Origin of the sequence: Thalassotalea sp. 273M-4, from assembly GCF_041410465.1 — a bacterium.
GTDB lineage: Bacteria > Pseudomonadota > Gammaproteobacteria > Enterobacterales > Alteromonadaceae > Thalassotalea_A > Thalassotalea_A aquiviva.
This window is the reverse complement of the sequence record NZ_CP166961.1, coordinates 865,224-890,992: the sequence shown is the minus strand read 5'-3', so window position 1 is coordinate 890,992 and position 25,769 is coordinate 865,224. Positions and strand designations below refer to the sequence as shown.

The 25,769-nt window shown below is 43.2% G+C and carries 15 protein-coding genes, 2 tRNA genes and 2 rRNA genes; 7 read left to right on the top strand and 12 right to left on the bottom strand.

Features of this window, described 5'->3' with window-relative positions:
- Window positions 1–30: 30 nt before the first annotated feature.
- The 10 genes from ACAY00_RS03965 to ACAY00_RS03920 form a co-directional block, all read right to left on the bottom strand.
- A 23S ribosomal RNA gene (locus ACAY00_RS03965) occupies window positions 31–2,920 on the bottom strand.
- A 579-nt stretch (window positions 2,921–3,499) separates the two neighbouring features.
- Window positions 3,500–3,576, bottom strand: a tRNA-Ile gene (locus ACAY00_RS03960).
- A 19-nt stretch (window positions 3,577–3,595) separates the two neighbouring features.
- A tRNA-Ala gene (locus ACAY00_RS03955) sits at window positions 3,596–3,671 on the bottom strand.
- A 90-nt stretch (window positions 3,672–3,761) separates the two neighbouring features.
- Window positions 3,762–5,301: ribosomal RNA gene (locus ACAY00_RS03950) — 16S ribosomal RNA — on the bottom strand.
- Together the 16S and 23S rRNA genes with 2 tRNA genes alongside form the textbook arrangement of a ribosomal RNA operon.
- A 585-nt stretch (window positions 5,302–5,886) precedes the next feature.
- Window positions 5,887–6,423, bottom strand: a complete 537-nt coding sequence (gmhB, locus tag ACAY00_RS03945; protein WP_371377524.1) for a D-glycero-beta-D-manno-heptose 1,7-bisphosphate 7-phosphatase — start codon at window positions 6,421–6,423, stop codon at window positions 5,887–5,889.
- Between the two features lie 171 nt (window positions 6,424–6,594).
- Window positions 6,595–7,356 (bottom strand): SDR family oxidoreductase, encoded by a 762-nt coding sequence (locus ACAY00_RS03940; RefSeq protein WP_371377522.1) that lies wholly within the window; start codon window positions 7,354–7,356, stop codon window positions 6,595–6,597.
- Between the two features lie 2 nt (window positions 7,357–7,358).
- Window positions 7,359–8,246, bottom strand: a complete 888-nt coding sequence (mmsB, locus tag ACAY00_RS03935) for a 3-hydroxyisobutyrate dehydrogenase (RefSeq protein WP_371377519.1) — start codon at window positions 8,244–8,246, stop codon at window positions 7,359–7,361.
- Window positions 8,247–8,265: 19 nt separating this feature from the next.
- Window positions 8,266–9,390, bottom strand: a complete 1,125-nt coding sequence (locus ACAY00_RS03930; RefSeq protein ID WP_371377517.1) for an enoyl-CoA hydratase/isomerase family protein — start codon at window positions 9,388–9,390, stop codon at window positions 8,266–8,268.
- A 76-nt stretch (window positions 9,391–9,466) separates the two neighbouring features.
- A complete protein-coding gene (locus tag ACAY00_RS03925) occupies window positions 9,467–10,624 on the bottom strand; it encodes an acyl-CoA dehydrogenase family protein (RefSeq protein WP_371377515.1) in 1,158 nt (385 codons plus the stop codon).
- Window positions 10,625–10,648: 24 nt separating this feature from the next.
- On the bottom strand, window positions 10,649–11,833 hold the full coding sequence (locus ACAY00_RS03920) for an acetyl-CoA C-acyltransferase (RefSeq protein WP_371377512.1): 1,185 nt from the start codon (window positions 11,831–11,833) through the stop codon (window positions 10,649–10,651).
- A gap of 256 nt (window positions 11,834–12,089) precedes the next feature.
- Between ACAY00_RS03920 and ACAY00_RS03915 the strand changes: the two genes are divergently transcribed.
- The 7 genes from ACAY00_RS03915 (at window position 12,090) to ACAY00_RS03885 (ending at window position 20,498) form a co-directional block, all read left to right on the top strand.
- On the top strand, window positions 12,090–12,509 hold the full coding sequence (locus tag ACAY00_RS03915; RefSeq protein ID WP_371377510.1) for a MerR family DNA-binding transcriptional regulator: 420 nt from the start codon (window positions 12,090–12,092) through the stop codon (window positions 12,507–12,509).
- A 27-nt stretch (window positions 12,510–12,536) separates the two neighbouring features.
- A complete protein-coding gene (locus ACAY00_RS03910; RefSeq protein ID WP_371377507.1) occupies window positions 12,537–13,706 on the top strand; it encodes an isovaleryl-CoA dehydrogenase in 1,170 nt (389 codons plus the stop codon).
- 38 nt (window positions 13,707–13,744) lie between these two features.
- Window positions 13,745–15,352 (top strand): carboxyl transferase domain-containing protein, encoded by a 1,608-nt coding sequence (locus ACAY00_RS03905; protein WP_371377504.1) that lies wholly within the window; start codon window positions 13,745–13,747, stop codon window positions 15,350–15,352.
- A 9-nt stretch (window positions 15,353–15,361) separates the two neighbouring features.
- Entirely contained in the window at window positions 15,362–16,180 is an 819-nt protein-coding gene (locus tag ACAY00_RS03900; protein WP_371377501.1) for an enoyl-CoA hydratase/isomerase family protein, read from the top strand.
- Between the two features lie 7 nt (window positions 16,181–16,187).
- Complete coding sequence (locus tag ACAY00_RS03895) at window positions 16,188–18,212, top strand: acetyl-CoA carboxylase biotin carboxylase subunit (protein ID WP_371377499.1); 2,025 nt, start codon at window positions 16,188–16,190, stop codon at window positions 18,210–18,212.
- Complete coding sequence (locus tag ACAY00_RS03890; protein WP_371377497.1) at window positions 18,212–19,108, top strand: hydroxymethylglutaryl-CoA lyase; 897 nt, start codon at window positions 18,212–18,214, stop codon at window positions 19,106–19,108. Before ACAY00_RS03895 ends, ACAY00_RS03890 begins: the two co-directional genes overlap by 1 nt.
- A 199-nt stretch (window positions 19,109–19,307) precedes the next feature.
- Window positions 19,308–20,498, top strand: a complete 1,191-nt coding sequence (locus ACAY00_RS03885) for a patatin-like phospholipase family protein (RefSeq protein WP_371377494.1) — start codon at window positions 19,308–19,310, stop codon at window positions 20,496–20,498.
- 87 nt (window positions 20,499–20,585) lie between these two features.
- Here the strand turns inward: ACAY00_RS03885 and ACAY00_RS03880 are convergent, their stop codons facing one another.
- Together ACAY00_RS03880 and adhE are read right to left on the bottom strand one after the other, a co-directional pair.
- Entirely contained in the window at window positions 20,586–22,499 is a 1,914-nt protein-coding gene (locus tag ACAY00_RS03880; protein WP_371377491.1) for an alpha/beta hydrolase family protein, read from the bottom strand.
- A gap of 162 nt (window positions 22,500–22,661) precedes the next feature.
- Window positions 22,662–25,319, bottom strand: coding sequence for a bifunctional acetaldehyde-CoA/alcohol dehydrogenase (gene adhE, locus ACAY00_RS03875; RefSeq protein WP_371377489.1), 2,658 nt, complete (start codon window positions 25,317–25,319; stop codon window positions 22,662–22,664).
- Between the last annotated feature and the right edge of the window lie 450 nt (window positions 25,320–25,769).

The following is a 25,769-nucleotide window of genomic DNA, read 5'->3' as shown; positions in this document are numbered from 1 at the left end:
GTCAAACCTACAAAACCTCTTGGGTGTTGTATGGTTAAGCCTCACGGGCAATTAGTATCAGTTAGCTCAAGGCCTCGCAACCCTTACACACCTGACCTATCAACGTCGTAGTCTCCGACGACCCTTTAGGGGACTTAAAGTCCCAGTGAGAACTCATCTCAAAGCCTGCTTCCCGCTTAGATGCTTTCAGCGGTTATCAGTTCCGAACATAGCTACCGGGCAATGCCATTGGCATGACAACCCGAACACCAGCGGTTCGTCCACTCCGGTCCTCTCGTACTAGGAGCAGCCCTCTTCAATTCTCAAACGCCCACGGCAGATAGGGACCGAACTGTCTCACGACGTTCTAAACCCAGCTCGCGTACCACTTTAAATGGCGAACAGCCATACCCTTGGGACCGACTTCAGCCCCAGGATGTGATGAGCCGACATCGAGGTGCCAAACACCGCCGTCGATATGAACTCTTGGGCGGTATCAGCCTGTTATCCCCGGAGTACCTTTTATCCGTTGAGCGATGGCCCTTCCATACAGAACCACCGGATCACTATGACCTACTTTCGTACCTGCTCGACGTGTCTGTCTCGCAGTTAAGCTGGCTTATGCCATTGCACTAACCGTACGATGTCCGACCGTACTTAGCCAACCTTCGTGCTCCTCCGTTACTCTTTGGGAGGAGACCGCCCCAGTCAAACTACCCACCAGACAGTGTCCCCAATCTCGATAAGAGACCTAGGTTAGAACATCACGCATACAAGGGTGGTATTTCAAGATTGGCTCCACAACATCTGGCGACGTTGCTTCAAAGCCTCCCACCTATCCTACACATGTAGGAGCAATGTTCACTGTCAAGCTATAGTAAAGGTTCACGGGGTCTTTCCGTCTAGCCGCGGGTATACGGCATCTTAACCGCAAATTCAATTTCACTGAGTCTCGGGTGGAGACAGTGTGGCCATGATTACGCCATTCGTGCAGGTCGGAACTTACCCGACAAGGAATTTCGCTACCTTAGGACCGTTATAGTTACGGCCGCCGTTTACCGGGGCTTCGATCATGAGCTTCGCTTGCGCTAACCCAATCAATTAACCTTCCGGCACCGGGCAGGCGTCACACCGTATACGTCATCTTTCGATTTTGCACAGTGCTGTGTTTTTAATAAACAGTTCCAGCCACCTGGTTACTTCGACTGACCTCAGCTTAAGGAGCAAGTCCCATCACCAAAGTCAGCGTACCTTCTCCCGAAGTTACGGTACTATTTTGCCTAGTTCCTTCACCCGAGTTCTCTCAAGCGCCTTAGTATTCTCTACCTAACCACCTGTGTCGGTTTGGGGTACGGTTCCTTATAATCTGATGCTTAGAAGCTTTTCCTGGAAGTAGGGCATCAACAACTTCAACTCCGTAGAGTCTCGTCTCGTATCTCAGCCTTAAGAAGTTCCGGATTTACCTAAAACTTCAGCCTACATACTTTCACATGGACAACCAACGCCATGCTTGCCTAGCCTGCTCCGTCCCTCCTTCGCAATTATAAGAAGTACAGAAATATTAATCTGTTTCCCATCGACTACGCGTTTCCGCCTCGCCTTAGGGGCCGACTTACCCTGCCCTGATTAACATGGGACAGGAAACCTTGGTCTTTCGGCGGGGGAGTTTTTCACTCCCCTTATCGTTACTCATGTCAGCATTCGCACTTCTGATACCTCCAGCATGCTTTACAACACACCTTCAACGGCTTACAGAACGCTCCCCTACCACTTGAACCTAAGTTCAAATCCGCAGCTTCGGTGCATAGTTTAGCCCCGTTACATCTTCCGCGCAGACCGACTCGACTAGTGAGCTATTACGCTTTCTTTAAAGGGTGGCTGCTTCTAAGCCAACCTCCTAGCTGTCTATGCCTTTCCACATCGTTTCCCACTTAACTATGACTTTGGGACCTTAGCTGGCGGTCTGGGTTGTTTCCCTTTCCACAACGGACGTTAGCACCCGCAGTGTGTCTCCCGGATAGTACTCATTGGTATTCGGAGTTTGCAAAGGGTTGGTAAGTCGGGATGACCCCCTAGCCTTAACAGTGCTCTACCCCCAATGGTATTCGTCCGAGGCTCTACCTAAATAGATTTCGGGGAGAACCAGCTATCTCCCGGCTTGATTAGCCTTTCACTCCGACCCACAGGTCATCACCGCATTTTTCAACATACGTGTGTTCGGTCCTCCAGTTGATGTTACTCAACCTTCAACCTGCCCATGGGTAGATCGCCGGGTTTCGGGTCTATGCCCTGCAACTAAACGCGCAGTTAACACTCGCTTTCGCTACGGCTCCCCTATTCGGTTAACCTTGCTACAGAACATAAGTCGCTGACCCATTATACAAAAGGTACGCAGTCACCTAACAAGTAGGCTTCCACTGCTTGTACGTATGCGGTTTCAGGTTCTATTTCACTCCCCTCACAGGGGTTCTTTTCGCCTTTCCCTCACGGTACTGGTTCACTATCGGTCAGTTAGGAGTATTTAGCCTTGGAGGATGGTCCCCCCATATTCAGTCAAGATTTCTCGTGTCCCGACCTACTCGATTTCACGGTAAGTTTATTTTCGTGTACGGGGCTATCACCCTGTATCGCTGCCCTTTCCAGAGCATTCCACTAATTTACAAACCGCTTAAGGGCTAATTCCCGTTCGCTCGCCGCTACTAAGGAAATCTCGGTTGATTTCTTTTCCTCGGGGTACTTAGATGTTTCAGTTCTCCCGGTTCGCCTCATTAAGCTATGTATTCACTTAATGATACCTGCCTTACGACAAGTGGGTTTCCCCATTCGGACATCTGTGCCTATAACGCCTTTTATCGGCTTAACACAGCTTTTCGCAGATTAACACGTCCTTCATCGCCTCTAACTGCCAAGGCATCCACCACATACGCTTAGTCACTTAACCATACAACCCCAAACGGTCTTGCTCGTTATTAGTCGTTTCTACGGCATTGTCTTCTGATTCCTCTCGATTACATAACACGTTATGCGCATTTCGAGAAAACATTGACGGCTTTGTAGAAGCGCCTAATTCCGTCGCAATACAGCCAATTAACTGACCGCATTTGCTTGGACTGTTCGGTGACTAAACCGAACTAATTGTATCGCCTGACATTTTCACGCATTCAATAAGAATGACTTGAGTATAAAAAATCAATAATCAAAGATTATTAATTAGTTTGAAAACACTAGGAATGTGTTTTCGTTTTGGTGCTTATATCATTTGATAACATCGTGCGACACGTTGTTATCGATACAAACACCGGGTTTAATATCAGCTTTCCAAATTGTTAAAGAGTACATTTATGCGCACATTCGGCATAAAGTTGGTAAAAAACCAAATTTAAATCATCATCTTGATGCCTTAAATTTGGCTTTTCGTCCTTTTCGACACTTCTATCTTTTTAGATGTTTAACAAGGCATTTTAATGCGACGTTTAGTGTACTAAACGAGCATTGAAATAACACAGTTAAAATTCTAAAGTGGTAGGTCTGAGTAGACTTGAACTACCGACCTCACCCTTATCAGGGGTGCGCTCTAACCAGCTGAGCTACAGACCTACTGTATAGAATTCAGAAATGGTGGAGCTAAGCAGGATCGAACTGCTGACCTCCTGCGTGCAAGGCAGGCGCTCTCCCAGCTGAGCTATAGCCCCACTTCTGAGTATGTCTTTATCTTTCGTTATCAGTGCAATTTGTGTGAACACTCGCAGTACTTTCGTACTCATTAAGTTGTCTACTTAAGGTAAGGAGGTGATCCAACCCCAGGTTCCCCTAGGGTTACCTTGTTACGACTTCACCCCAGTCATGAATCACAAAGTGGTAACCGTCCTCCCGAAGGTTAAACTAGCTACTTCTTTTGCAACCCACTCCCATGGTGTGACGGGCGGTGTGTACAAGGCCCGGGAACGTATTCACCGCGGCATTCTGATCCACGATTACTAGCGATTCCGACTTCATGGAGTCGAGTTGCAGACTCCAATCCGGACTACGACAGACTTTATGGGATTCGCTCCACCTCGCGGTCTTGCTGCCCTTTGTATCTGCCATTGTAGCACGTGTGTAGCCCATCCCGTAAGGGCCATGATGACTTGACGTCGTCCCCACCTTCCTCCGGTTTATCACCGGCAGTCTCCTTAAAGTTCCCACCCGAAGTGCTGGCAAATAAGGATAAGGGTTGCGCTCGTTGCGGGACTTAACCCAACATTTCACAACACGAGCTGACGACAGCCATGCAGCACCTGTCTCAGAGTTCCCGAAGGCACGAAGCTATCTCTAGCGACTTCTCTGGATGTCAAGGGATGGTAAGGTTCTTCGCGTTGCATCGAATTAAACCACATGCTCCACCGCTTGTGCGGGCCCCCGTCAATTCATTTGAGTTTTAACCTTGCGGCCGTACTCCCCAGGCGGTCAACTTATCGCGTTAGCTGCGCTACCCACGTCTTAAAGACACAAACAGCTAGTTGACATCGTTTACGGCGTGGACTACCAGGGTATCTAATCCTGTTTGCTCCCCACGCTTTCGTGCCTCAGCGTCAGTATTTGTCCAGGTGGCCGCCTTCGCCACTGATGTTCCTTCCAATCTCTACGCATTTCACCGCTACACTGGAAATTCCACCACCCTCTACAATACTCTAGACAGCCAGTTCGAAATGCAGTTCCAAGGTTGAGCCCTGGGCTTTCACATCTCGCTTAACAATCCGCCTACGCACGCTTTACGCCCAGTAATTCCGATTAACGCTCGCACCCTCCGTATTACCGCGGCTGCTGGCACGGAGTTAGCCGGTGCTTCTTCTGCGAGTAACGTCACAGCTAGCAGATATTAGCTACTAACCTTTCCTCCTCGCTGAAAGTGCTTTACAACCCGAAGGCCTTCTTCACACACGCGGCATGGCTGCATCAGGGTTTCCCCCATTGTGCAATATTCCCCACTGCTGCCTCCCGTAGGAGTCTGGGCCGTGTCTCAGTCCCAGTGTGGCTGATCATCCTCTCAAACCAGCTAGAGATCGTCGCCATGGTAGGCCTTTACCCCACCATCTAGCTAATCTCACTTGGGCTAATCTAAAGGCGAAAGGTCCGAAGATCCCCTCCTTTGGTCCGTAGACATTATGCGGTATTAGCAGTCGTTTCCAACTGTTGTCCCCCACCTCAAGGCATATTCCCAAGCATTACTCACCCGTCCGCCGCTCGTCATCTTCTAGCAAGCTAGAAATGTTACCGCTCGACTTGCATGTGTTAAGCCTGCCGCCAGCGTTCAATCTGAGCCATGATCAAACTCTTCAATTAAAAAGTTGTTTTTTGATTCCGAAGAATCGACTCAATGAATTTGCTGGTTGTTTTCACTTTAAAAAGTAAAAACAAACTTTACATAAAACATATGTATATATTTTGTGTGTCATCATCATTAAGTTAATGTGCTACCGGTATAAATACTTAGTAGCTTTGTAAATCAATCTTAATGTGAGTGCCCACACAAATTGCATGATAACTAATTGTTAAAGAACTTATATGGAGATAAATCAGTAACTCCATATAAAACAAGCAATCTCATTCGCTGCTTGCGACGCTTCAGACCTTGTCCGAAGCAGGATGCGCATTTTACGACACCCAGATTTATTGTCAACCCTTTTCTTGAAAATAATTTGAATTTCATTTCAACTTTGGAGGTGACGTTCAACCCAATATCTTAGGATAAAACATGTTAAAACACAGCCCTTTTCTCATCGAGCTGACTTAACAATCATTTCCTTAACAATCCTTATAAAGGTTGTCGTCGGAAGAGGATGCGCATTCTATGGATTTTTGCGCAATCGTCAACTATTTTTTCGAATTAAATAAGATTAATTCAAGATTGAACAAAAAACCACCAAACTAATTAATGAATTGTAAAGAATCTAGCAGTTTTTCTATTCTGTGGCCTTCTATTGCCTGATCATCACCGTAATGGCCTTGCAATAAGATGCGGTTATGTACCCCAGCATTCTGCGCTGCTTTTAAATCTGAAACTTTATCGCCAATGAAAATACTTTGCTTTAAATCGATGTGATGTTTTTTCGCAGCTTCTAGTATCATTCCAGGTTCTGGTTTGCGACATTGGCATGCAACTTTATAGTCGCCTTGAGCTTTTGTGGGATGATGCGGGCAAAAGAACACATCTGTAATATGAATGCCTTTCTTATTAAAAGCCTCCATCATCCACTTTGTTAAGTCTAAAAACTGTTGTTCACTATACATACCTCGACCAATCCCAGATTGATTTGTTATGACGATTATTTTCAACCCTTGTTGTTGTGCATGCTGACACAAAGTAAAAATTCCATCGATGAAATCAAATTGCTCTGGTTGAAATACATAACCATGATCGTGGTTAATAATACCGTCACGGTCTAAAAATAAGGCTCTATTCATTGGTGGTTATACTTTGTTAATTAGTGAAAAGAAAAGCGAGTATAAACTCGCTTTTCTTTATATACCATTTTTTGTCAGCTAATGTAGGCCATTCTTGCGAAGAAAAAATACATGTATAGATCGAATCAACTTGGTGACGGTCTTCAATTTAGTCACCACATTAGCGCCAAACTACATCGCTAAGCCACCATCAATTTCAACGACCCGTCCTGTAAAAAAGTCATTTTCAAAAATATAACGCGCAGTGTGGGCGATTTCTTCTGGGGTGCCTAATCGGCCAACGGGTTTCATTTGTTCAAGTCTTAGCCTCATCTCTGGTCGCATGGCATCGGTCATTGGGGTTGCAACCACTCCAGGAGCAATTGCGCCAACTCGAATTCCATGTTTACCAAGCTCTCTTGCCCAGGTAACCGTCATAGCGACTACGCCGGCTTTTGATGCGGCATAGTTTGTTTGGCCAATATTCCCCTGTCTTGCAATAGAAGACATATTAACGATAACACCTTTACGCTGATGTTTAATCATTTGCACACTGGCTTCTCTAGCACACAAAAACACACCGGTTAGGTTTACATCAATAACAGATTGAAATTGTTCTAGTGACATTTTATTGATGATTTCCCCTTCTTTGACCTTAACGAATAAGCCATCCCTTAAGATCCCTGCATTATTTATTAAACCATCAATCCCGCTAAAATCGGAAGCTATTTGACCAAAGGTCTGTTCAACATCACTTTCATTGGTGACATTACAAACATAAGTTTTCGCTTCACTTTTCGCCAAGTGTACTAAAGTTGCCGTTTCGTTGAGTCCCTCAGCCGTAAGATCTATGAGCGCTAACTTGGCGCCTTGTTTAGCGAACTCAACCGCCATAGTCCGCCCTAAGCCTCCCCCCGCTCCGGTGATTACAACGACTTTATCTTGTAAATCCATTTTTATTCCTTTTCAAACATCTTGATAATACTAGAAAAATCCTCTGTTCCATGGCCTTTACCAGCATGTAACGTATATAGGCTACGCGCTAATGTCCCCATGGGCGTAGATGACTTGCTTTGAACCGCTGCAGCCATTGCCAGACCTAAATCTTTGATCATTAAGTCGGTCATAAAACCCGCTTTGTAACCATTTGATGCGGGCACATCTTCAAGCACGCCAGGCACTGGGTTATATAACTCTAAAGTCCAATTACGACCTGAGCTTTTTAGCATGATGTTCGATAAAACCTTAGGATCTAAGCCGTTATCTGTACCCAGCTTTAACGCTTCTGAGGTACCCGACATTAAAATGGCAAGTAACATGTTGTTGCACACTTTTGCCACCTGACCTGCACCGAGGTCGCCAGCATGAAAAATATTTGTCCCCATTTTTTCTAATATTGGCTTCGCGCGAATAAAATCTTCTTCGCTCCCCCCCACCATAAAACTTAATGTACCGGCTTGAGCTCCAGCGACCCCACCAGAGACAGGGGCATCAACAAACGCTATTGAATGTTTGGCCAAAGCATTTGCTACTTTCACCACTGTCGGTTTATCAATGGTCGAAGAATCTATCACTAAGCTGTTGGGTTTTATGTGATTAATTAAGCCTTGTTTGCCTAAAAAAAGCTCTTCTACATGTTTACCGGCAGGCAGCATGGAGATCACAATGTCAGCATCTTGAACACATCTATTGGCTGTATCAAATGATGTTGCGCCCGCTTTTACGATCGATTGCACAGCTTGTGAATTTAGATCAAATGCACAAACTTGCTCACCTGCATTTAATAAATTAAGGGCCATAGGAGCGCCCATGTTTCCTAAACCGATAAAAGTGATCTTGGCCATACAGCCTCCATAATTGTTGTTATTTGCCTAATGTTGCCAAAGGGTGTTCTACATCAGCCCATTGCGGACTAAAAAACCATTCAATATCTTGCTCTGCAACTGCCTCTACCGACGGGTATTTCCAAGATGGCTTATTATCTTTTTCAATTAACAGAGCTCTAACCCCCTCTTTAAATTCCCCAAACTCAGAACACTTGGTCGAAATGCCCAGCTCAAGACGAAAACAATCAGCCAAGGTCATGTCTTTACCTTCTTGTAATTGTCGATAAGTAAGTTGCGCGCTTACCGGGCTACCGTGTGATAATGACTTTTGTGCTTTGTTAAACCATTGATCATCAATTTCTTTAGACTTAATCGCTTCTACAATTTCGCCAAGGGTGTCGGCCGATGTAAGTTCGCTGATCAACGTTTGATGTTTTTTCACGTTGGAACCAGGTATATGAACCATGCACTTTTCTTCTAAATCATGAAGTAAATGACTCACTCTTTGATGATTTAATGCCAGCGACTCACACCAATTAATCATGATCAATTTCATAATAAATTCAGACTTTTTGTCATTGGTAATAAAGTTATCCGCTAAATTCGTATAGATCGCATCAGCAGCGTTCATCGTGGCTCCGGTTAACCCCAAAAACAGGCCGCAATTATCTGGCATCTTGTTTAAAAAATAGGTTGCGCCGACATCAGGATATAAACCAATACTGATTTCCGGCATCGCTATTTTGGTATTTTCGGTAACGATTCGATGGCTGCCTCCAACCATTAAACCCAATCCCCCACCCATAACAATACCGTGTCCCCATACGATAAAAGGCTTTTCAAAGGTATGGATTAAGAAGTCCAACTTATATTCATCGGTAAAGAAAGCCTCAACATCGGGTGCACTGTCGCCTTGTTGATTAGGTAAGTTATGATATAAATGGACAACATCACCACCAGCGCAAAATGCCTTAGAGCCAGTGCCTTGCAGCACAACAGCAACAATGTTGTCATCTTGTTGCCAACTTTTTAGTTTTGGATAAAGTGATTTCACCATGTTATGGCTTAGGGCGTTTAAAGACTTTTCCGAGTTTAATGTGGCAATGCCAATATGCTTACCATTGCTGCACTTTAATAATTCGAATAAGACAACGTCTGACATAGTAATTCCTGTGTAATATTAATTTTTATTAAGTTATTTAACATACTTAACTTTATTGTTTTTGCTAGCTTAAAGATCACAAAATCTCGCCAGCACCTTGATCTAGTAATCGTCGAGATACGATAACGCGCATAATTTCATTGGTGCCTTCTAATATTTGGTGCACGCGCACATCTCTAAAATAACGCTCTAGTGGGTATTCTTTGATATAGCCATAACCACCGTGTATTTGCAGGGCTGCATCACACACTTTAAAACCAATATCGGTCGCAAATTGTTTAGCCATCGCACAGTAGGCGGTTCTTTCAGGATGAGCGGAATCTAATTTATAAGCCGCCATACGCACCATTTGTCTGGCAGCAACCAGTTCAGTTGCCATATCGGCTAATTTAAACTGTAAGCCTTGAAAAGCGGCAATAGGTTTGCCAAATTGTTGGCGTTCAAGCATGTATTCTTTAGCGGTATTTAACGCTTGTTGAGCTGTGCCAATAGAACACGACGCAATATTTATTCGACCACCATCTAACCCTTTCATCGCCATTGCAAAGCCTTGTCCTTCATCACCTAAAAGGTTCGAAATAGGGATACGAACATCCTCAAATGTGATCATTTTGGTGGGTTGGGCATTCCAACCTAGCTTTTCTTCGGCTTTACCATAAATAACACCGTCAGCATCTGCGGGAATTAGCAGCGCAGAAATGCCATTTGGCCCTTGCTCCCCCGTACGAGCCATAACCACCAAAACATCGGTTTCACCGGCTCCAGAGATAAACATTTTAGAACCATTAATAACGTAATGTTCACCATCTTTTTTGGCGGTTGTTCTCAATGATGCGGCGTCAGAACCCGAACCAGGCTCTGTTAAACAGTAAGAAGCCAGTTTTTGACCACTCACTAATTCAGCACACCAAGTTTGTTTAACCTCATCAAGACCCCACGTTGCGATCATCCAAGTCGCCATATTATGAATGGTTAACATCGCGGTTGTTGTGGTGCACCCCATTGCGAGTTGTTCAAAAATAATTGAACAGTCTAATCGCGACAAGCCCAATCCCCCGACGTCTTCAGGACTGTACAAACCACAAAATCCAAGCTCTCCCGCTTTGGCAATCACCTCTTTTGGAAAGATATGTTCCTTATCCCATTTGGCGGCAAAAGGTGCCATTTCTGCCTGGGCAAATTGACGAGCCATATCAGCAAACATTTGCTGATCTTCGGTTAAATCAAAATTCATTGTACTAATCCCTTATCTCGTCGATTAAATCATTTCTATGGCGACAGCCGTTGCCTCACCACCACCAATACACAAGGTTGCCACGCCTTTCTTTAAAGCACGCTGTTTTAAGGCATGAATCAAAGTGACCACTATACGGGCACCACTGGCTCCGATAGGATGACCTAATGCACACGCTCCGCCATGCACATTGACTTTGGCATAGTCTAGGTTCAACTCTTTTATGGCCAGCATGGTTACCATCGCAAACGCTTCGTTAATTTCAAACAAATCAATATCTTGGATTTTCCATTGAGTTTTTTCTAACAACTTATTGACGGCGCCAACAGGAGCAGCAGTAAATTCACTTGGATGTTGAGCATGAGTAGCGTGGGCAACAATTTTACATAATGGGGTTAAACCTAATTTATGCGCTTGAGACAAAGACATTAAGGTTAATGCCGCTGCACCATCAGAAATAGAGCTAGAATTAGCTGCGGTAATGGTACCATCTCGTTTAAATGCCGGTTTTAACGTTGGAATTTTTTCGGGGCGGGCATTGCTTGGTTGCTCATCGGTAGCGATAACATGCTCGCCCTTTCGAGTTGTTATCGTTATCGGTACAATTTCTTCGTTAAATAAACTATTCGCAATAGCGTTGTTGGCTCGCGCTAATGACTCTAAAGCATAATCATCCATTTGCTCTCGAGTAAACGCCATATTATCGGCCGTGTTTTGGGCAAAACAGCCCATAGCCATGCCATCATAGGCATTTTCGAGACCATCAAGCATCATATGATCTTTTACTTCGCCATGACCAAATCGCATACCTGAGCGCATCTTAGGTAGAATATAAGGGGCTTGTGACATGCTTTCCATGCCACCGGCGACAACAATATCAACGCAACCAACTTTAATCGCATCATGCGCACTCATTAATGCTTTCATCCCAGAACCACACACTTTATTTATGGTGGTGCATAGCGTTGAATACGGTAAACCACCACCGAGTGCCGCTTGTCTTGCAGGGGCTTGCTTGACTCCAGCAGACAAAACATTGCCCATGAAAACTTCATCGATTTGCTCAGGTGTTAGCCCACTTTTGGTAACGGCATCGCGAATGGCGACTGCGCCAAGTTCGGTTGCGCTTAAACTCGCAAGACTCCCCATAAAACCACCCATAGGAGTTCTTACAGCAGAAACAATAACAATTGGATCGGAAGATGACATACCTAGCCCTTATTGATTTTTTTTTAACATTCCCCCTAGACTACATCAATTACCAAGGTTACGCCAAGGTTAACTAACAACAAAAATAAAACTTTTTAAAACAAGTTTGTTACATAAAGAACACCCAATACACACTAAATTTAAATTAACACCAAGGTAAACAGGAGCAAAAAACAAGAAAACATTACCTTTACGTAAACTTACATCAAAGATATACTCAACTTTAAATGAGTATTTTTTAAACATATTTAGGCGTATGACGGAACAAAAAGTAACGACTTACAGTATTGGCGATTTGTCTCGAGAGTTTGACATCACCAATAGAAGTATCAGGTTTTATGAAGACCAAGGTCTGTTGTCTCCAATGAGAAAGGGACAAACGAGAATATATAACAGTCGAGATCGGGTTCGATTAAAGCTTATTTTACGTGGTAAACGTTTGGGGTTTAGTTTAGCTGAGACAAGACGTTTGTTTGAGTTGTATGACAACGATAAGTCCAGTCTAGCGCAATTGAATACCCTAAAAGAGTTGATCAACGAAAAGAAAGCGGCTCTTTACCAACAATTAGATGACATTAAAGTTGTGTTGATTGAACTTAGCACACTAGAAAAGCGATGTGAGGAAGCACACATCAATAGCATCGATGTTAAGCCAAACAAAGACCAATCCAATTAAAAATAAAACACATTAGGGCGAGTTCTTATGCATTCAACATTCAACAGTTTAAATTACAACTTAGGTGAAACCGTTAACATGATCCAAACTCAGGTTAATGCCTTCGCTCGGGACGAAATAGCACCAAGAGCTGGCCAAATTGATCAAGATAATACCTTCCCAAATGACTTATGGCGTAAGTTTGGCGACATGGGGTTGCTAGGGATGACCGTTGATGAAGCCTATGGTGGCTCTGGCTTAGGCTATTTAGAGCACGTTGTTGCAATGCAAGAAATAAGTCGGGCTTCAGCTTCTGTAGGTTTAAGTTATGGTGCCTGTTCGAATTTATGTTTAAACCAATTAAACAAAAACGGTACCCCTGTACAAAAACAAAAGTATTTACCCAAGCTTTGTTCTGGCGAACACATTGGCGCATTAGCAATGTCTGAACCCAATGCCGGTTCAGATGTTGTTAGTATGCAGTTAAAAGCTGAAAAGAAAGGCGACAACTACATTTTAAACGGCAATAAAATGTGGATCACAAATGGACCCGATGCGCATGTTTTTATTATTTACGCTAAAACCGATTTAAGTGCGGGTGCCAAGGGGATCACCGCATTTATTGTTGAGGGTGATTCACCGGGTTTTAGTCGACACCAAAAACTCGATAAGTTAGGTATGCGCGGTTCTAATACCTGTGAACTTGTTTTTCAAGACTGTGAAATACCTGCCGAAAATGTATTAGGCGAGGTCGGTCAAGGGGTAAAAGTTTTAATGTCAGGTTTGGACTTTGAACGTGTTGTGCTCTCTGGTGGGCCACTGGGCATTATGGACGCTTGTATGGATTTGGTTGTCCCCTACATTCATGATCGCAAACAATTTGGCCAATCGATAGGTGAATTTCAACTCATCCAAGGCAAAATTGCCGATATGTATACCCAAATGAATGCCGCCAAGTCCTATGTTTATGCCGTAGCACAAGCGTGCGATCGCGGTGAAACCACTCGCAAAGATGCAGCAGGCGCCATTTTATATTCGGCGGAATTAGCAACAAAAATGGCGCTTGATGCCATTCAGTTACTTGGAGGGAATGGCTATATCAATGAGTTTCCAGCAGGTCGCTTGTTGCGTGATGCTAAATTATATGAAATCGGAGCGGGGACATCTGAAATTCGCCGCATGTTAATAGGCCGCGAACTATTTAATGAGTCGGTTTAATAAACAATGGCAAAGGCATCATTTTACGAGGGGTAAACGTGGCTAAAATAATAAGTAAAATCAATACACGCAGTGAAGAATTCTTTGATAACGCCGCTCATATGCAAGCGCTCGTTGACGACTTAGCAGATAAAGTTGCGGTTATAGAGCAAGGTGGTGGTGAAAAAAGTCGCCAACGTCACCTGGACCGAGGTAAGTTACTGCCACGCGATAGGATCTACCATTTATTGGACCCTGGCTCTGCATTTTTAGAATTATCTCAGTTAGCAGCGTATCAAGTTTATTCTGATGATGTGCCAGCAGCAGGCATTATTACAGGGATCGGTCGCGTTGCTGGTCAAGAATGTATCATTGTCGCCAACGATGCCACCGTTAAAGGCGGTACTTATTACCCTTTAACGGTTAAAAAGCATCTTAGAGCGCAAACCATAGCGCAAGAGAATAATCTGCCCTGTATTTATCTTGTTGACTCGGGTGGCGCTAATTTACCAAATCAAGACGATGTATTTCCCGATAAAGAACATTTTGGTCGTATTTTCTTTAATCAAGCCAATATGTCGGCACAAAACATCCCGCAAATAGCGGTTGTGATGGGCTCCTGTACTGCTGGAGGAGCCTATGTTCCTGCGATGGCCGATGAGTCGATCATAGTGAAAGAGCAAGGTACTATTTTTTTGGCGGGTCCACCTTTGGTCAAAGCGGCAACCGGTGAAGTCGTCAGTGCAGAAGAGCTTGGTGGAGCAACAGTGCACTGTAAAACGTCTGGGGTGGCCGATCATTTTGCTCAAAACGATCACCATGCATTAACCATAGCTCGTCAAGCCATTAAAAACTTAAATCGGATAAAACCCATTTCGGTCAAGATATCCGCGGTGCAACCGCCACTTTATGACCCCAAAGAAATCTATGGCGTGATCCCCAAAGATCCAAAACAACCTTTTGATATCCGTGAAGTTATCGCCCGCATTGTCGATGCCAGTCAATTTGACGAATTTAAAGCATTATACGGCACCACATTAGTCTGTGGCTTTGCCAATATTTATGGTTACCCTGTCGGCATAATTGCCAATAATGGTATTTTATTTGGTGAGTCCGCCGAAAAAGGCGCTCACTTTATTGAGCTTTGCGCTCAACGTAAGATCCCATTGGTGTTTTTGCAAAACATCACTGGATTTATGGTGGGTAAGCAGTATGAAAGTGGTGGCATTGCGAAACATGGGGCAAAAATGGTCAATGCAGTCGCCTGCGCGAAAGTCCCCAAGTTCACCTTATTAATTGGCGGTAGCTTTGGTGCAGGTAACTATGGCATGTGTGGCAGAGCTTTCGATCCTCGATTTATGTTCATGTGGCCAAATGCTCGTATTTCTGTGATGGGTGGTGAACAAGCTGCAGGCGTCTTAGCACAAGTAAAACGAGATCAAAAAGACAAAGCCAATATCAAATGGTCAGCAGCTGAAGAAGCGCAATTTAAACAGCCGATCATTGATTTATACGAACAACAAGGCCATCCATATTATGCATCGGCTCGGTTATGGGATGATGGCATCATAGATCCTGCCGATAGTCGAGAAGTGTTAGGGTTGTGTATTTCAGCCTCGCTCAATAAAGAAATTGAATCAACACGTTTTGGCGTATTTAGGATGTAAGGCAGCAAGATGAATACAAAAACAAGCTTAACGAAAAGCAAACAAGAGCAAGAACCCAAGGTACTGTTGCATTTATCAGATAAAGGGGTCGCCACCGTTACCTTAAATATGGCCGAAAAACATAACGCCTTTGATGAACATATTATTGCATTATTAAGCCAAACCTTTGACCAACTAAAAGCAAATAAACAAGTAAAACTGATGGTTTTAGCCGCCCGAGGTAAAAGCTTTTGTGCCGGTGCGGACTTAGCTTGGATGAAAAAGATGGCAACCTATTCTCATCAACAAAACCTTGATGATGCAACGCGATTGGCCCACATGCTAAAAACCCTAAACGAGTTGCCAATACCGACCATCGCTAAAGTACAAGGTGCGGCCTTTGGCGGTGCTGTTGGCTTAGTCAGTTGTTGCGATATTGCAATTGCCAGCGATAAAGCCAAGTTTTCATTGTCGGAAGTAAAATTAGGGCTTATCCCTGCGACCATCAGCCCTTATGTGATCAGGGCCATCGGTGAAAAGGCTTGCCGACGCTACTTTTTAACCGCGGAACCCTTTGATGCCAAACAAGCGCTTAAATTAGGTTTAATTAATGAATTGGTCAGTCACCACGAACTTGACCAAACTGTTGAGCATTTTGGTCAAATGATGTTAGCCAATAGTCCACACGCGTTGGCGCAAGCTAAAAGGCTTATTTTTGAGGTCGCAAATCAGCCAATAAACTCAACGTTGATTGACCAAACAAGCCAACGAATCGCCGACATTCGAGTGTCAAAACAAGGACAAGAGGGCTTAACCGCCTTTTTAGAGAAACGTCGTCCCAACTGGTAGGTAGCCCATGTTTACAAAAATATTAATAGCAAATCGTGGCGAGATAGCCTGTCGCGTGATCAAAACAGCGAAGCACCTTGGTATCGCGACTGTCGCCATATATTCAGATGCAGACAGCGATGCTAAACATGTAAATATGGCCGATGAAGCTGTGTATATTGGCCCTTCGCCATCGCGTGACAGTTATTTGGCAATAGATAAAGTGATCGATGCGGCATTAAAAACCAACGCTCAAGCAATTCACCCAGGTTATGGTTTTCTCTCTGAAAATGCCAACTTTTGCCAAGCCTGCGCCGAGCATAATATTGTCTTTATTGGACCTGGTGTGGAAGCCATCAAAGCCATGGGTTCAAAATCAGCGGCCAAAACCATTATGGAGCAAGCCAATGTCCCCTTGGTGCCTGGCTATCATGGCGACGATCAATCTATATCCACTTTGAAAAAAGTTGCGGACAACATGGGTTACCCAGTGTTATTAAAAGCGTCCGCCGGTGGCGGTGGCAAAGGCATGCGTCAAGTGTGGTCGAGTGATGAGTTTGAACAAGCGCTTGCTGCTGCGAAAAGAGAGTCAATGTCGTCTTTTGGTGATGATCAGATGCTGGTTGAAAAGTATTTAACTCAGCCTCGCCATGTTGAGATCCAAGTGTTTTGCGATCAACACAATAATGCGGTGTACTTGTTTGAACGTGATTGCTCCTTGCAACGGCGTCATCAAAAAGTCATTGAAGAGGCGCCCGCCCCTGGTCTAAGCGAAAAATTACGAGAACGTATGGGGCAAGCGGCGATTCAAGCGGCTAAAGCCATTAATTATTGTGGCGCGGGTACCGTTGAATTTTTGCTCGATGTCGATGATTCATTTTATTTCATGGAAATGAATACTCGATTACAAGTAGAACACCCTGTTACCGAAAAAATAACCGGACAAGATTTGGTGGAATGGCAACTAAAGGTAGCTTTTAATCACCCCTTGCCTTTAACCCAAGAGCAACTGCAAATTAAAGGTCATGCCTTTGAAGCAAGAATTTATGCTGAAGATCCTAACAATGACTTTCTCCCAGCCACTGGCATCTTGAGCTTTCTACAGACGCCGGAACAAAATCAGCATGTTCGAGTCGACTCCGGTGTTCGTCAAGGTGATGAAGTGAGTGTTTATTACGATCCGATGATCGCAAAATTAATTGTTTGGGATCAAAACAGAACCTTAGCTCTACATCGATTGGCGAAGGCACTGCGTACATTTCGCGTGCAAGGGGTCACCACCAACATCGACTTTTTGTATAACTTGGCCACAGCTAAACCATTTATAAATGCCGAGTTAGACACGGGCTTTATTGATAAACACCAAGATTTGATCTTTCATCGCAAAAGCCAAACGCCTGCTAACACCATTGCACAAGCGACAATGTATTTGCTATTAGCGCAAGCTAGCAACACAAAAGTTTTAGCCAATAACAGCTCAGATCCCTTCTCGCCTTGGCATCAACCCAATGGATTTAGACTCAATGGTGCTAATCGACAATGGATTGACCTAACCCTAGATAACACCTCATACCAAGTTGAGGCTGTGTTATTAAAATCACAAGCACCTTGGCGCTATGCGCTCAGTTTTAACGAGCATACTGTTATCTGTGAGGGTGAAATCAAAGGCGATACATTAATTTGTACAATTGACCATCATCGACAAAGCGTCACCGTAGCCCAACATCATTTAGAACAAGATCAATACAGCTTGTTTAATGACGATGGCGTCTGTCACTTTTATCAAACCCCTAAAGTTCTCGGTGATGAAAGTATCGAGAACACAGATGCAAGCTTTACCGCGCCGATGAATGGCACCATGGTAACTCGACTTGTTGATATAGGTGAACGGGTTGAGAAAGAGCAACCGCTGATGGTTATGGAAGCCATGAAAATGGAACATACCATTCGAGCTCCGACTTCAGGCAAGGTCACTGAGTTTTACTATAGCCCAGGTGATTTAGTGGACGGTGGTGCAACCTTACTCAGCTTTGATATAACGGAGCAAACCTAATGAGCTTACCCAATAGCGTCAAAATTGTTGAAGTAGGGCCACGTGATGGTTTGCAAAATGAAGATAAAATCATCAGTGCAGACACCAAAGTCGCCTTTATTGAACAATTGGTCAAAGCGGGCTTGAGTTATATTGAAAGTGGCAGTTTTGTTTCACCTAAATGGGTCCCTCAAATGGCGACATCGACTGAGGTATTTAACCAACTTAACCGGCAATATGGGGTGACCTACGCTGCATTAACCCCAAATATGCAAGGTTTTGATAACGCCCTTGTAGCAGGCATTGAAGAAGTTGCCATTTTTGGTTCAGCATCTGAAACCTTCAGTCAAAACAATATTAATTGCTCAATAGAGCAATCTTTTGAACGTTTTCGCCCTATTATGAAAGCGGCAAAAGAGCATAATATAAAAGTACGTGGTTATGTATCTTGTGTCGTTGGCTGTCCTTATGAAGGCCAGATTGCACCACAACAGGTTGCGAAGGTAGCTAAAGCATTATTTGAAATGGGCTGTTATGAAATTTCTTTAGGCGACACCATTGGTGTTGGCACCATCAGCACTGTTGATGCCATGCTTGGCGCTGTAAATCAGCATGTGCCAATGAAAAATTTAGCGGTTCATTTTCATGATACCTATGGTCAAGCTTTGGTCAATATTCACCATGCCCTACAACAAGGGGTTGGGGTAATCGATGCTGCAACGTCTGGCCTGGGAGGTTGCCCCTATGCAAAAGGCGCGTCGGGAAATGTTGCAACAGAGGATGTGGTTTATATGCTAAATGGGTTGGGCATTGAGCATGGCATAGACTTAACTAAATTGGTAAAAGCCAGTTGGTTTATCAGCCAAGCTTTGGGAAAGTCGCCTAGATCAAAAGTTGCCAATGCCCTTAACGCTTAGTGACATTACCACAACCATCGAAAACAAAAGCACAATAAAACAAAGCCTTACATACACATTATGGTGGTTTCATTGGCGAAAAATTCTGTCGATAAGATATAAGACTTTAGGAAACACTGAATGATTTAGCCTTTACATTTTAGATTTATCAAACATTATTAAAGTAAGGGATAAAAAGAAATTCATCTTCGGGTCTTAAATGACAAAAAATGCCAATGCCCAAATCAAAAATAAAACTAAGCTCACCAAAAAAAGTTACAAAGGCTGTAAAACAGCACTTTTACTTACGGGAGGGGGAGCCAGTGCGGCTTATCAAGTTGGGGTATTAAAAGCTGTCGCCACCTTCATGCCAAGAAACCATGGCATTCCATTTCCTATTATTAGCGGCACCTCTGCTGGGGCTATAAATGCGACCACCATTGCTTGCTACGCTTCGTGTTTTCATTTAGGTATTCGTAAACTTGAATATGTTTGGAATAATTTAAAAACCAACCACGTTTATCATAGTTCTGTGAGCAAAGTATTTGGTCACATCCTTCGAGGTGTCTTTAGTAGCTTTCAAGCTGGGTATGCCCCTAAAACGCCCAATAGTTTGCTAAATAATGCGCCATTAAGACAATTATTAACAAACGTCATCGACTTTAAGCGTATTGATGCCAATATTTTAACGGGCTATTTATCGTCGATTGCGGTTACTGCATCCAGTTATCACTCTGGCGAGTCGATCAGTTTTTACCAAGCCGATAAATCTATTCAACCCTGGGTTAGGAGCAAAAGGCGTGGCATTCAAACTCAGTTAAATACAGAGCACTTAATGGCATCAGCAGCGATTCCAATGATCTTTCCATCGGTACAAATTGGGCAAAATCACTATGGCGATGGCTCTGTCAGTCAATTATCCCCGCTCAGTACGCCCATTCACCTTGGCGCCGAGAAACTGTTTATTGTTGGAACGGAGCAACCGCAAAAACGCCTGCATCATGCGGTTAATTTTAAACAAGCTCCAAGCATTGCCAATATTGCCGGTAAGTTAATGGATACGGTGTTTAGCGAGGCCCTTGCAAGTGATTTAGAACGCATGCACCGAATCAATAAAACGGTAAAGCTAATCGAAAAGAACAAACGCGATTTACAGTCAAATTTACGGGTAGTCGACTCGTTTATAATTAACCCTTCGGCCGATTTTCACGTTATTGCCAATGAGTTTTACGATGAAATGACTTGGTCAATCCGCCTATTGCTGCGCTTTTTTGGCGTCCACCGTAACACCGAAACCACCCTCACGTCTTATATTCTATTTGAACAAGAATACTGTAAAAAACTGATTCAACTGGGTTACCAAGATGCACTTGAACAAGAACAAGCGATCAGAGAGTTTTTAAATATTTAATCCTGCCGGTGATAACGGATAGAAAAAACCTGAAACTTTAAGTGTTTCAGGTTTTAACTTATACCGAACTTATTAAGCTAAAGTGCGCTAAATGTGTTTTTTGATAAACTTGTCTATCGCTTGCAGTGCTTTTAGCCTATTCTTGGCTGAACTTAAATAATGATCGCCTTCTTCGAGTTCTACAAACGTAACCTCTTTATCGGCATCTTCTAGTTCATCAAACATATCTTCAGATTGTTTAAAACGCACCACTTTATCACGCTCACCATGGATTAATAAAATTGGGATTTGAATTTTATTAATATGATTAATTGGCGAAATGTCATCTAAGTCCACTTTATTATAGTCACCTTTAGCAATAGCTTTTTCCCAGTAGGCAACCACCCAACTGTTACTACCATAATTTTTACGACGGGTAACTATCATGGCATTTACATCTGATACACCATTAATCGATATCGCGCACTGGTACATATCAGGGGTAAAAGTGGCACCAGCAAGGGCAGCATAACCACCATAACTGGCACCAACAATACACACCTTAGCTTTATCTACTACGCCTTTAGCCACTAAGTCATTGACCGCATCGGTTAAATCGTCTTGCATTTTACCGCCCCACTCGCCATCCCCAGCCAATAAATGTTCGGGGCCAAAACCTTCTGAGCCACGAAATTGTGGGCGAATAACCACATACCCCTGGCTAGCAAAGTATTGTGTTAAAAAATCAAAGCTCAAAGTATCGTAAGATGCAGGACCACCGTGCGGTAATAAAATGGCCGGTAATTTTTCCGCTTTGTTACCGACAGGTAAGGTCATTAACGACGGAATCGTTAAACCATCACGTGCCTTAAATGAATACACGGTTGTTGGATTAACTAACTGTGGCGCAATATCAGGTCGAGCTGAAGCCAATAAATTAAGGCCACCTTGCTGATACATAATGTAATCACCCGAGCTCATCTCCCCTTCCATGTAAAACACCATATTGTTCCAGTCTTGAGTGTAATCAGTCAGGGTAAAGGTATTATTGGGCATGGCTTTACGAATACCCGCCATACGCGCATTTAATTTCTTATCAAAAAATTCATAACTCGGGGTAAAACCAGAGTATTGCACGCCATGTACCACACGATGAATATCGACTATTACGCGTTCTACATCTTTATCTTCACGACTAAATATGGGTTCTGAAATACTGCCATCCGTTAGCGACATAGTGTAATAAGACCAACGACCATGTTCATCATCTTGCGAAATCATCACCAAGCTTTTTTGGTCTGGGGTAATGCCTTCAAAACCTTTAATACGATATGGGGTTTCCTCTTTAAAAATTTCAACCCAATCACCGTCATCGTTACGTTCAACGATGTGCAGGTTTCTGTCGTTGTTATAACGTTCTCTGGCTAAAACAATCCCGTCTTTGCCGACAAAAAAGTCGACAGTATCAAGCGTGCCGCGTTTAGCAATTCTCGGCTTTGGCCGTTTGCTTAAATTTACCTTAAATAAATCTAATGCCACCTCTTTGTTATACGCCGTCATAAAGGCGTATTTTTTATCCGGTGTGAGCCCAACAATGTGGCCAAGTCCGGTTTGCGCTTGATGTAAAATACCATAACCCGGTAATAACAGTTGCTGAAACTCATTGCGTTTAATGTCAAACGAATAGGCAACACTGACATTGTGCCGATCGCGATAACCGAGAAAACGTGTATTGTCCATGACTCTAAAGATAAGTGTATTATTATCAACAAAGTACACAGCCGTTGGCTTTACATCGGCGACATTAATGGCGGTCACCATTTTCTGCTGTTTTAAGTCAATCACCACCATCATATCTTTACCATCAGAGGTATCGCGATACGCCATACGCTCGGCATTAGGTGATAAGGTCATTAAACTTTTCGCTGGGAGTTTGGCAAATACATCAACGGGGAGTTGTTGCGCTAGTACAGCGCAGGACGAACTTAGAAGTATAACGATTAAGGCAACAAATCGCTTCATGGCTAAAAACCTTTTATTATTATTTTTCAGCACGTTAGCATCAGGTTGCAACACTGTCAATGCACAAGATTTAACCGCATAAAACGTTGTTGATGTGACTTGATTTAAGACAAAAAAATCCCAGGCATTGCCTGGGATTTTAACTATTAGCTTATCGAAAAATTACTTTTTCTTTTTAGTCGCTTTTTTGGGCTCTTCAACCACTTCAGCATCTACCGCTTCAACATAGTCTTTACCGTAGAAAGACGCTGTTAATACCTCTTTAAGCTCACTGATAAGTGGGTAACGAGGGTTCGCTGATGTACATTGGTCATCAAACGCTTCAACTGAAAGCTCGTCTAGTTTTGCCATAAAGTCGTTTTCAGATACACCCGCTAATTGGATAGACTTAGGAATATCTAGGTTGACTTTTAGCTCGTCTAACCAAGCAAGTAGGCGCTCCACTTTGTCACCGGTGCGATCACCTGGTTGAGATAACTCTAAGTGGTCAGCAACTTCAGCGTAACGACGACGTGCTTGTGGACGGTCGTATTGTGAGAACGCTGTTTGCTTAGTTGGGTTATCGGTTGCGTTGTAACGTACCACGTTGCTGATTAATAGCGCGTTAGCTAAACCGTGTGGTAAGTGGAACTCAGCACCGATTTTGTGCGCCATTGAGTGACATACACCTAAGAAAGCGTTAGCAAATGCGATCCCAGCGATGGTTGCTGCATTGTGTACTTTCTCACGAGCGATTGGGTCATTTGCACCGTTTGCATAGCTTGATGGTAAGTACTCTTTAAGCAGTTTAAGCGCTTGTAAAGCTTGACCATCTGAATATTCATTCGCTAGCACAGAAACATAAGCTTCTAAGGCGTGCGTTACCGCATCGTAACCACCAAAAGCGGTTAAAGACTTAGGCATGTTCATTACAAGGTTCGCATCAACGATAGCCATATTTGGTGTTAATTCGTAATCAGCTAGTGGGTATTTAGCGCCTGTAGCATCATCTGTTACAACAGCAAATGGCGTTACTTCTGAACCTGTACCCGATGTTGTTGTGATACATACTAACTCTGCTTTTTTACCCATTTTAGGGAATTTGTAAATACGTTTACGAATGTCCATAAAACGTAATGCTAATTCTTCAAACGCAGTTTCTGGGTGCTCGTACATTACCCACATAATTTTTGCTGCGTCCATTGGAGAACCACCACCTAGAGCGATAATAATGTCTGGTTGGAAGCTCGCCATCGCATCAGCACCACGCTTAACGATAGATAATGTAGGATCCGCTTCTACGTCAGAGAATACGTGGCTGTCAATACCCATATCTTTTAAGATTTTTGAGATTTCAGCCGTGTAACCGTTGTTGTATAAGAACTTGTCGGTCACGATCATCGCACGCTTCTTACCTTCAAGATCGCTTAATGCAATTGGTAAGCTACCACGGCGGAAGTAGATAGATTTTGGAAGTTTATGCCACAACATGTTCTCAGCTCGCTTAGCTACAGTTTTCTTATTAATAAGGTGCTTAGGACCTACGTTTTCAGAAATTGAGTTACCACCCCAAGAACCACAACCTAATGTTAAAGAAGGCGCTACGTTGAAGTTGTAAAGGTCACCAATACCACCATGTGAGGTTGGGATGTTTACTAAGATACGAGCGGTCTTCATGCGATCGCCAAAGTACTTAATGCGATCTTTGTTCTTATCTTGGTTGGTGTAAATTGCTGAAGTATGACCGATACCACCGATATCAACCATAGTACACGCTTGATCAACCGCATTTTCAAAAGAAGATGCGCGGAATAAACCAAGCGTTGGTGATAGTTTCTCGTGGGCAAACTCGTCATCGTAGCTTACTTGTGTACCTTCACCGATAAGGATTTTAGTGCTTGCTGGTACCTTAACACCAGCTAACTCAGCAATTTTAACCGCTGGTTGGCCAACGATTGCAGCATTTAAGTTACCGTCGATAAGAAGCACTTTACGTACTTTATCCGCTTCGGCTTTGCTTAATACATAACCGTTGTGAGAAGCAAAACGCTCTTTAACTTGCTCGTATACTTCGTCCATGACGATAACCGCTTGCTCAGAGGCACAAACCACACCGTTATCGAAAGTTTTTGACATAAGCACTGACGCTACCGCACGCTTGATGTCAGCTGTTTCATCAATCACCACTGGTACGTTACCAGCACCAACACCAATCGCCGGCTTACCTGAAGAGTAAGCAGCTTTAACCATACCTGGACCACCAGTTGCCAAGATTAGGTTAATTTCATCATGCTTCATAAGCGTGTTAGAAAGCTCAACAGATGGTTGGTCAATCCAACCGATGATGTCTTTTGGCGCACCCGCTGCAACAGCAGCATCTAGAACAATTTTAGCCGCGGTGTTGGTTGAATTTTTTGCCCGCGGGTGAGGAGAAAATATAATCGCGTTACGCGTTTTTAATGAGATTAATGATTTAAAAATCGCAGTAGAGGTTGGGTTCGTTGTAGGTACGATACCACAGATGATACCCACAGGCTCTGCAATTTCAATGGTACCAAACTCTTCATTTTCACTTAAAATACCACAGGTTTTTTCATCTTTATATTTGTTGTAAATAAATTCTGAAGCGAAGTGGTTTTTAATAACTTTATCTTCAACAATCCCCATACCAGACTCTTCAGCAGCCATTTGAGCTAAAGGAATGCGAGCATTGTTTGCAGCTAAAGATGCTGCACGGAAAATTTTATCAACTTTTTCTTGTGGAAAGGTAGAGAATTCTTTTTGCGCTGCTTTTACGCGCAAAATCATGTCATTCAATTCATCTAAATTAGTTACCGGCATGAATGCCTCCTCGATATAATGTAAAAAACTATTAGTAACCGTGCTCAACAGGTATCGCTAAAAAGCATAGTAAAAATTATTACAGAGAACTTCGTTTGCAACACTTTTACTAAAAATTTCTTAATTCAAACTGTAGACCAATTTACGCTCTATAAAATTGATTTGAGATAAGGTTTTTTGTTAAATTTTCATTTTTTGATAACTTCTCGCTTAGCTAGATTAAAAAATACCGATTTTGGTGTAATTTTTCATCATAATAAGGGTGGCTTCAAAATTTACACCTAGAAATGTAGTAAAAACAAAAACCTTTTTTTGACTCTGAATGGAGCTTCATACTCCTAATGTTAATACAAGTTAGCGTATACTGCCTGACTCACATAAAATCAGGTAATGGCGTATCATATAAATGCATCAGTCCGATAACAAGTAAAAAAAATCAGTAAAAACATA